The organism is Pseudomonas sp. (genome assembly GCF_030690725.1).
Taxonomy (GTDB): Bacteria; Pseudomonadota; Gammaproteobacteria; order Pseudomonadales; family Pseudomonadaceae; genus Aquipseudomonas.
Window position 1 is genome coordinate 75244 of sequence record NZ_JAUYGD010000057.1, and the last position, 8257, is coordinate 83500.

The following is an 8257-nucleotide window of genomic DNA, read 5'->3' on the forward strand; positions in this document are numbered from 1 at the left end:
TGCATCAGTAGAGGTTCAACATCGATGGCCGATTACCAGCGTGCGCGGGTCTCACCCAGCCAGCCAAGGGCGTTGTTGACCGGCACGCGCTCACCTTCCGGGCCGCGTAGAACACCCTCGAAATGTCCGAACCACTGCTGCGTATCTGCATAGAACGGCCCGAGCCGGCGGTAGGCCTGGTGGCGTTGGCGTGGGCTGAAGGTCAGCTGTACGGCATCATCCGGGCTGCGCAGTTGCCAGGGTGCCAGTGGGTTGTGCGGCGCCTGGGTAATGGTGATGGGGGTGTCCAGGTGCTGCAGTTCGCCGCCAAACCACAGGGTGTTTTCCGACAGGCCGCTGTGATCCGTCCAGCCGGCACCGAAGTTGCCGGCGATACCGCCCGGCGCAGCAAAGGCGGCGCGGGTCCAGTGGCTGTTGAGTGGCCAGACGCCACGGCCGAAATCCAGCGAAGCAAAGCTTTGCCCAGTCACGCAGCTGTAATGCTGTTTGCCCAGTTGCACGCTGCCACTGCAGGGCAGGCCCAGCTGGCGGCTGGTGGCGTGAAAGCTATGCGGACCGAGCGGGGCGACCAGGTTGACCGAGTCCAGGTGGGCAGGGCGCTGAATATCCAGGGCGACTTGCAGCGGTTGGCCGCCAATATCTGGCGCATTGATGGTGATGCGCGTGCGCCCGGTGTGTTCAGCCACGCGCAGTTGCAGGCGTGGGTGGTTGAATTCGTGGCTGGCCTGCGGCTGATCTGGCAGGTCGCAGCCGCGGCCGAATAGACGGTATTGGCTGTAGGCGACGGCTTGGCCGCTTTGCAGATCAAGGAAGTAGGCGGCGGCATAACCCAGGTAGTCGAGGTCGGCCTGGGTAAACGAGAGCATCCACTGCGGGGTGGTGATGCACCAATGGTTCCAGCGTTTGCGCCGGCCGAAGTGCCCGGGTATCGCGCAATCGATCATCGGCCTGGGCGACCAGCCGATGGCCTGCGGGTTAAGCAGGCCGTGGCTATCGCATAGCGCGATGGCGGCAAGAGGCTCTGGGTGAGTGAAGCTGTTCATCGACACGTCCATGTGTGTGCTGGTGCCTCGCCTTTTGAGCGCCGGCACGCTGAAGCAGAAGATGGCTTATCTGGCCGAGCATGCACAGGCATTGGCCTGCTCGGCAAGTGCTGGCATTTTGGCCTTTAACCAGGCAGTGCGCCAGTGCACAGTTGTAGTGTGAGTTGATCGACGCGCTCACTGACTTGAGTGTGACCCGCGCTTGGGCACAAAATGCCGGCAATTGAGTCCAACAGCACTCATTCCCTTCCTCAGGAGTAGTACATGTCACGTTTACCTGCCTTTTGCGCTGCCTTAATACTGACGTGCGGTAGTGCTCAGGTGCTCGCTGATGCCAAAAGTCACGCCGCTGACGCCGAGCGTTTCCTGCTGCTGGCCCGCGCCGACAAGCTGGCGGTACCGGTGTATGCCCAGGTGCAGCAGATGTTTGCCCAGCGTTTTGCCGAGAGCAATGCGCCGCAAAGCGAGAAGGCTGTGCTGGAAACCTACCAGGCCCAGGCCAATGCCGCCCTGGAGCAGGCCGTAGGCTGGGACAAGCTTAAGCCGGATATGGTCAAGCTCTACACCAGCAACTTTAACGAGCAGGAAATGCAGGACCTGATCCGTTTCTACGAGTCGCCGTTGGGCAAGAAAGTCCTGGAGAAGATGCCGACACTGACCGCGCAGTCGGCGCAGTTGACCCAGGGCAAGCTGGAAGCCGCCGTACCCAAGGTCAACCAGCTGTTGGCGGAAATGACCAGCAAGCTGACTCCAAAGAAGCCCTGAGTGACAGTACCCATGCCGAAAGTCGATTTGCTGCAAGCCGCTCTGCTGAGCCTGCAACCCCAGCACCTGGAGGTGCTGGATGAAAGCCATATGCACAGCCGTGGTCTGGAAACCCATTACAAGGCGGTGATCGTCAGCGAGCAGTTCGCCGGCCTGAATGCGGTCAAGCGTCATCAGAAGGTCTATGCCGCTGTCGGTGAGCTGATGGGGCAGATTCACGCCCTGGCGCTGCACACCTACACGCCCGATGAGTGGTCGCAGCAGGGCGTGGCTCCGGCGTCGCCAACCTGCAAGGGCGGCCACTGAGGCAATTCGCCTCTACACGGGTTGCCTCAAGGACAGTAAACTGCCGCCCCCGCCGGCTCTAGGTGAACAACCTGGGCCGGCGTATTTTTTTGTATCCCGGTCCGCCCTTTACGTGGGCGACTACTGAAGGACTTGCACATGACTGACAAGATCGTTGTCGCCGCGCTGTATAAATTCGTTTCCCTGCCGGACTTCCATGACCTGCGCGAGCCACTGCTGCAATGCATGCTGGATAACGGCGTCAAAGGCACCTTGCTGCTGGCCGAAGAGGGCATTAACGGCACCGTCTCTGGCTCGCGTGCCGCTATCGATGGCTTGATGGCCTGGTTTGGCCTGGACCCACGCCTGGCCGACATCGACCACAAGGAATCCTATTGCGATGAGCAGCCGTTCTATCGCACCAAGGTCAAGCTGAAGAAGGAAATCGTCACCTTGGGCGTGCCGGGCGTCGATCCGAACCAAAAGGTCGGTACCTACGTTGAGCCCAAGGACTGGAACGCGCTGATCAGCGACCCCGAGGTGCTGCTGATCGATACGCGCAACGATTACGAAGTGTCGATTGGTAGCTTCGAAGGCGCGGTAGACCCGAAAACCAAGTCGTTTCGCGAGTTTCCCGAGTACATCAAGGCGCACTTCGATCCGGCCAAGCATAAGAAAGTGGCGATGTTCTGCACCGGCGGTATCCGCTGCGAAAAGGCCTCCAGCTATATGCTTGGTGAAGGTTTCGAGGAGGTGTTCCACCTCAAGGGCGGCATCCTCAAGTACCTCGAAGAAGTGCCTCAGGAAGAGACCAAGTGGCAGGGCGACTGCTTTGTCTTCGATAACCGGGTGACGGTGCGCCACGACCTCTCCGAAGGCGACTACGACCAATGCCACGCCTGTCGCACGCCGGTGTCGGTGGAGGATCGGCAGTCCGAGTTCTACACCCCGGGCGTCAGTTGCCCACATTGCTGGGATTCGCTGCCGGAAAAGACCCGCGCCGGCGCCCGCGAGCGTCAGCGCCAGATCGAACTGGCCAAGGCGCGTAATCAGCCGCATCCGCTGGGCTACAACCCCCGACAATCGCGCGAGGCTTAAGCATGCAAGCACGCCTGCTCTATGTGATGGACCCGATGTGTTCATGGTGCTGGGGCTTTGCTCCGGTGCTCGAGTCCCTCGCCGAGCAGGCCGCTGCGGCAGGCGTCGGCCTGCAGCTGGTGCTGGGCGGCCTGCGTCGTGATGGCGTGGCCATCGATGCGGCGGCGCGGGTGCGTTACCTGAGCTATTGGCAGGCGGTGAATGCCAGCACCGGCCAGCTGTTCAACTTCAACGAAGGCCTGCCCGAGGGCCTGGTGTACGACACCGAGCCGGCCTGCCGTGCATTGGTCACGGCGCGTAATCTGGCACCCGAACTGGTCTGGCCGCTGGCGCAGTTGATCCAGCGCGCGTTCTATACCAAGGGCGTGGATGTCACCCGCGCCAGCGTGCTGGTGGAGTTGGCTGAGCGCGCCGGCATTCCGCGCATCGTATTTGCCGAAGCCTTCGACAGCGCCGCGCAGCGCGACGCCACCGCCGCCGATGTCAGCTGGGTGCAGGACCTGGGCATCGCCGGCTTTCCAACCCTGTTGGCCGAACGCAATGGCCAACTGGCGCTGTTGACCAACGGCTATCAACCTCTGGATGTGCTGCAGCCCTTGCTTGCGCGCTGGCTGGAGCGGGTTACCCATGCCTGATCGTTTGAGTTGGGCGGAAATTCGCCGGCTGGCCCTGCACCACAAAAAAGCCCTGATCCTGGCCAACCTGGTGGCAGTTTTTGCCACCCTGTGCAGCGTGCCGATTCCGCTGCTGCTGCCGCTGCTGGTCGATGAAGTGCTGCTTAACGACGGTGACGCCGCGCTCAAGGTGATGGACAACTTCCTGCCGGCTGACTGGGAAACCGCCGCCGGCTATATCGGCCTGATGCTGGTGCTGACCCTGTTTCTGCGCGGCGGCGCGCTGATCTTCAACGTGCTGCAGGCGCGGCTGTTTGCCCGGCTGTCCAAGGACATCGTCTACCGCATCCGCATGCGCCTGATCGAGCGACTCAAGCGCATTTCCCTCGGCGAATACGAAAGCCTCGGCGGCGGCACCGTGACCACCCATCTGGTCACCGATCTGGACACGCTGGATAAATTTGTTGGCGAAACCCTCAGCCGCTTTCTGGTGGCGGTGCTGACCCTGGCCGGCACCTCGGCGATCCTGATCTGGATGCACTGGCAGCTGGCGCTGTTGATTCTGCTGTTCAACCCCCTGGTGATCTACGCCACGGTGTTGTTGGGCAAACGGGTCAAACACCTGAAAAAACTGGAAAACGACAGCACCTCGCGCTTTACCCAGGCGCTGACCGAAACCCTCGAAGCCATCCAGGAAATCCGCGCGGGCAACCGTCAGGGCTTCTTCCTCGGTCGCCTCGGCGGCCGCGCCAAGGAAGTGCGTGACTACGCCGTGGCCTCGCAATGGAAGACCGACGCCTCGAATCGCGCCAGCGGCCTGCTGTTCCAGTTCGGCATCGACGTGTTCCGCGCCGCCGCCATGCTCACCGTGCTGTTCTCCGACCTGTCGATTGGCCAGATGCTCGCGGTGTTCAGCTACCTGTGGTTTATGATCGGCCCGGTTGAGCAACTGCTCAGCCTGCAATATGCCTTCTACGCCGCCGGCGGCGCGCTGACGCGGATCAATGAGCTGCTGGCACGCAAGGACGAGCCGCAATACCCCGGCCGCGTCGACCCATTCAAGGGCCGCGATACGGTGGGTATCGAGGTCAGCGATTTGACCTTCGCCTATAACGATGAACCGGTGCTGGATCACCTCAACCTGAGCATTGCCCCAGGGGAGAAGGTTGCCATAGTCGGTGCCAGCGGCGGCGGCAAGAGCACTTTGGTGCAGCTGCTGCTCGGCCTGTATACGCCGCAGGCCGGGACCATCCGGTTTGGTGGCAGCAGCCAGGAAGAAATCGGCCTGGAAGCGGTGCGTGAACACGTCGCGGTAGTGCTGCAGCACCCGGCGCTGTTCAACGACACGGTGCGCGCCAACCTGTGCATGGGCCGGGAGCGGGGCGATGACGCTTGCTGGCGTGCGCTGGAAATTGCTCAGCTGGCCGACACCATTCACGGCTTGCCGCAAGGCCTGGACAGTATTGTCGGCCGCTCCGGCGTGCGTCTGTCTGGCGGTCAGCGTCAGCGCCTGGCCATTGCCCGGATGGTGCTGGCTGAACCGAAAGTGGTGATTCTGGATGAAGCCACTTCGGCCCTGGATGCCGCCACCGAGTACGCCCTGCACCAGGCGCTCAACCAGTTTCTGCATGGCCGCACCACGCTGATCATTGCCCACCGCCTGAGCGCGGTGAAGCAGGCTGATCGGGTGCTGGTATTCGACGGCGGCAGCATCGCCGAAGACGGCGGCCACCAGCAACTGATCGCTGACGGCGGACTTTACGCCAAGCTCTACGGTCATCTGCAGCACTGATAGCTAGTAGGGTGGATGACGCTTCACCCATCCACCAGCGCAGTCTTGCGGTGGATGAAAAAGCGTCATCCACCCTACGGCTCCTGGCGAAAACAACACTTTCTCTCGGGCATGAACTAGGCGTCCCCGCCGTTCCTACGGCACAGCACGAGCCGTAGGAGCGGGCCATGCCCGCGATTTGTTGTGGATTTCAATCAGGCCTGGGGCAGTGAGGTCTCGCACCTGGCAGTTAAATCGACCGCCTTGTAAATCTTTCGTTACGCGGTGCGGGTGCTTGCAGTCAGCAAACACGCTGTTTTCCTGAGTGTATTAAAAACTTGCCGAAAGCCTTGGCCAAGCCTGGGGTAGGGCGCTCTGGGTCCGCTTGTTAGCGGGCCTGCGCTCGGTTGTTATGAGGTCAATCCCGCTGACGCAGCGGTTGATCAAAACAACAACGAGGAGGCGCAATGAACGCCGTGAACAAGATCGAACAGCACAACCCTATCGGTACCGACGGCTTCGAGTTCGTTGAATACACCGCGCCGACCCCGGAAGGCATCCAGCAGCTGCGTGAGCTGTTCACCGCCATGGGCTTTACCGAAACCGCCAAGCACCGCTCGAAAGAGGTCTGGCTGTTCCAGCAGAACGACATCAACTTCGTGCTTAATGGCAGCCCTACCGGGCATGTGCGCGAGTTCGGTCTGAAACACGGCCCGAGTGCCTGCGCCATGGCCTTCCGCGTGCAGAACGCCGCCCAGGCCGCCGCCTATGTGGAATCCCAGGGCGCCAAACTGGTGGGCAGCCACGCCAACTTCGGCGAGCTGAACATCCCCTGCGTGGAAGGTATCGGCGGCTCCTTGCTGTATCTGGTGGACCGCTTCGGCGACAAGAGCATCTACGACGTCGACTTCGAGTACATCGAAGGCCGCACGCCGAACGACAATGCGGTCGGCCTGAAAGAGCTGGATCATCTGACCCACAACGTCAAACGCGGGCAGATGGACGTGTGGTCGGGCTTCTACGAGCGCATCGCCAACTTCCGCGAGATCCGCTATTTCGATATCGAAGGCAAGCTCACCGGCCTGCTGTCCCGCGCCATGACCGCGCCCTGCGGCAAGATCCGCATCCCGATCAACGAGTCGGCCGACGACAAGTCGCAGATCGAGGAATTTATCCGCGAATACCAGGGCGAAGGCATCCAGCATATCGCCCTGAGCACCGAGGACATCTACGCCACCGTGCGCCAGCTGCGCGCCAATGGCGTGGATTTTATGGTCACCCCCGGCACCTACTACGACAAGGTCGATACCCGTGTGGCCGGGCATGGCGAGCCGAGCGATGTGCTCCGTGAGCTGAATATCCTGATCGACGGCGCACCGGGTGATGACGGCATCCTCCTGCAGATTTTCACCAATACTGTGATTGGCCCGATCTTCTTCGAGATCATCCAGCGCAAGGGCAACGAAGGCTTCGGCGAGGGCAACTTCAAGGCCCTGTTCGAGTCCATCGAACTCGACCAGATCCGCCGCGGGGTGGTGAAGGCAGTCTAGGCTTCGGCGAGTCCCAGGCGAACCTCAATGCGGTCGAGCCGCTGTTCGAAACGGTCCATGCGGCGGTTCAGTACGACGAGGTTCTCTTCGACATTGGTCAGCCGGACCTTGATCTCGGCGACCTCCTCGACAAGCCGATCGACCTGCGTCGAAATGTGACGCAGGTACTGCAGCACGATGTTGTCGGGCCCGTCAGTCATGGCGTGAACATAGGACGAACAGGTTGATCAAGCAATACAGAAAACTCGCTCTGATTGTATTCAGTCTCGTCACCCTCGGCGCCACCCCCGCGCTCGCCAAGCCCGGGTGGGCGATAGCGATCCACGGCGGGGCCGGGGTCATCGAGCGCAAGGACCTGACGCCGGAGACCGAAGCCGCCTATCGCGCCGCGATGGCCCGGGCGGTCGCGACCGGAACGGCGGTGCTCGAACGCGGCGGCTCGGCGATGGACGCGGTCGAGGCCGTGATCCGCGAGTTCGAGGACGATCCCCTGTTCAACGCCGGCCGGGGCGCCGTCTTCACCGCCGAGGGCCGCAACGAGCTGGACGCCGCGGTGATGGACGGCGCGACGCTGAAGGCCGGTTCCGTCGCCGGCGTCACCCGCACCCGCCACCCGATCAGCCTTGCCAGGGCGGTGATGGAGAAGTCCCGGCACGTGATGATGGTCGGGGCCGGCGCCGACGCCTTCGCCGCCTCGGTGGGCCTCGAGCTGGTCGATCCGGCCTTCTTCTTCACCGAGCGCCGCTGGCAAGGGCTGGTCAGGGAACTGACCAAGCAGGGCCTGCCGATCCCGCCCCGCCCCGCGGGAGCGCCCACGCCCCAAGCCTTCGCCCCCATCCCCGACGACCGCAAGTTTGGCACCGTCGGGGTGGTCGCCCTGGACAGCAAGGGCGACATCGCCGCCGGCACCTCCACCGGCGGCACGACGGCCAAGCGCTGGGGCCGGGTCGGCGATTCGCCGATCATCGGGGCGGGCACCTACGCCTCCAACCAGTCCTGCGCGGTCTCTGCCACCGGCACCGGCGAGTATTTCATCCGCCTGACCGTCGCCCGGGAGATCTGCGCCCTGGTGCAGTACAGCGGCATGAGCCTGCAGAAGGCCGCCGACACGGTGATCCAGGAACGGTTGAC

The 8257-nt window shown here is 62.6% G+C and carries 10 protein-coding genes; 8 read left to right on the forward strand and 2 right to left on the reverse strand.

Annotated elements, in window-relative coordinates; translation table 11 throughout:
- Positions 1-32: 32 nt before the first annotated feature.
- Entirely contained in the window at positions 33-1043 is a 1011-nt protein-coding gene (locus Q8O69_RS14410; protein WP_275962851.1) for a DUF2804 domain-containing protein, read from the reverse strand.
- Between Q8O69_RS14410 and Q8O69_RS14415 the strand changes: the two genes are divergently transcribed.
- The 7 genes from Q8O69_RS14415 (at position 1030) to hppD (ending at position 7126) form a co-directional block, all read left to right on the forward strand.
- Complete coding sequence (locus Q8O69_RS14415; RefSeq protein ID WP_275962852.1) at positions 1030-1206, forward strand: hypothetical protein; 177 nt, start codon at positions 1030-1032, stop codon at positions 1204-1206. The genes Q8O69_RS14410 and Q8O69_RS14415 overlap by 14 nt on opposite strands.
- A 101-nt stretch (positions 1207-1307) precedes the next feature.
- The gene (locus Q8O69_RS14420; protein WP_275962853.1) at positions 1308-1808 is read left to right on the forward strand and encodes a DUF2059 domain-containing protein; all 501 of its coding nucleotides are present in this window, start codon (positions 1308-1310) and stop codon (positions 1806-1808) included.
- A gap of 12 nt (positions 1809-1820) precedes the next feature.
- Positions 1821-2114: a BolA family transcriptional regulator gene (locus tag Q8O69_RS14425; protein ID WP_305592988.1), complete on the forward strand. Its 294-nt coding sequence runs from the start codon at positions 1821-1823 to the stop codon at positions 2112-2114.
- Between the two features lie 138 nt (positions 2115-2252).
- On the forward strand, positions 2253-3191 hold the full coding sequence (locus tag Q8O69_RS14430) for a rhodanese-related sulfurtransferase (protein ID WP_305592989.1): 939 nt from the start codon (positions 2253-2255) through the stop codon (positions 3189-3191).
- 2 nt (positions 3192-3193) lie between these two features.
- Complete coding sequence (locus Q8O69_RS14435; RefSeq protein WP_305592990.1) at positions 3194-3826, forward strand: DsbA family protein; 633 nt, start codon at positions 3194-3196, stop codon at positions 3824-3826.
- Positions 3819-5597 (forward strand): ABC transporter ATP-binding protein, encoded by a 1779-nt coding sequence (locus Q8O69_RS14440; protein WP_305592991.1) that lies wholly within the window; start codon positions 3819-3821, stop codon positions 5595-5597. The genes Q8O69_RS14435 and Q8O69_RS14440 overlap by 8 nt, the downstream gene beginning before the upstream one ends.
- Before the next feature lie 446 nt (positions 5598-6043).
- On the forward strand, positions 6044-7126 hold the full coding sequence (hppD, locus tag Q8O69_RS14445; protein ID WP_305592992.1) for a 4-hydroxyphenylpyruvate dioxygenase: 1083 nt from the start codon (positions 6044-6046) through the stop codon (positions 7124-7126).
- Here the strand turns inward: hppD and Q8O69_RS14450 are convergent.
- Positions 7123-7326, reverse strand: a complete 204-nt coding sequence (locus Q8O69_RS14450; RefSeq protein WP_305592993.1) for a hypothetical protein — start codon at positions 7324-7326, stop codon at positions 7123-7125. The two genes, hppD and Q8O69_RS14450, sit on opposite strands and share 4 nt — an antisense overlap.
- A gap of 23 nt (positions 7327-7349) precedes the next feature.
- On the opposite strand from Q8O69_RS14450, the gene Q8O69_RS14455 reads away from it, so the two are divergent.
- Positions 7350-8257 (forward strand): isoaspartyl peptidase/L-asparaginase family protein (locus Q8O69_RS14455; RefSeq protein ID WP_305592994.1); only part of this gene is annotated, 908 nt, incomplete at its 3' end.

Bases quoted from the DNA above. Each gene is read 5' to 3' on its own strand.
- Q8O69_RS14410 (WP_275962851.1), bottom strand. From the start codon at position 1,043: ATGAACAGCTTCACTCACCCAGAGCCTCTTGCCGCCATCGCGCTATGC.
- Q8O69_RS14420 (WP_275962853.1), top strand. From the start codon at position 1,308: ATGTCACGTTTACCTGCCTTTTGCGCTGCCTTAATACTGACGTGCGGT.
- Q8O69_RS14425 (WP_305592988.1), top strand. From the start codon at position 1,821: ATGCCGAAAGTCGATTTGCTGCAAGCCGCTCTGCTGAGCCTGCAACCC.
- Q8O69_RS14430 (WP_305592989.1), top strand. From the start codon at position 2,253: ATGACTGACAAGATCGTTGTCGCCGCGCTGTATAAATTCGTTTCCCTG.
- Q8O69_RS14435 (WP_305592990.1), top strand. From the start codon at position 3,194: ATGCAAGCACGCCTGCTCTATGTGATGGACCCGATGTGTTCATGGTGC.
- Q8O69_RS14440 (WP_305592991.1), top strand. From the start codon at position 3,819: ATGCCTGATCGTTTGAGTTGGGCGGAAATTCGCCGGCTGGCCCTGCAC.
- hppD (WP_305592992.1), top strand. From the start codon at position 6,044: ATGAACGCCGTGAACAAGATCGAACAGCACAACCCTATCGGTACCGAC.
- Q8O69_RS14450 (WP_305592993.1), bottom strand. From the start codon at position 7,326: ATGACTGACGGGCCCGACAACATCGTGCTGCAGTACCTGCGTCACATT.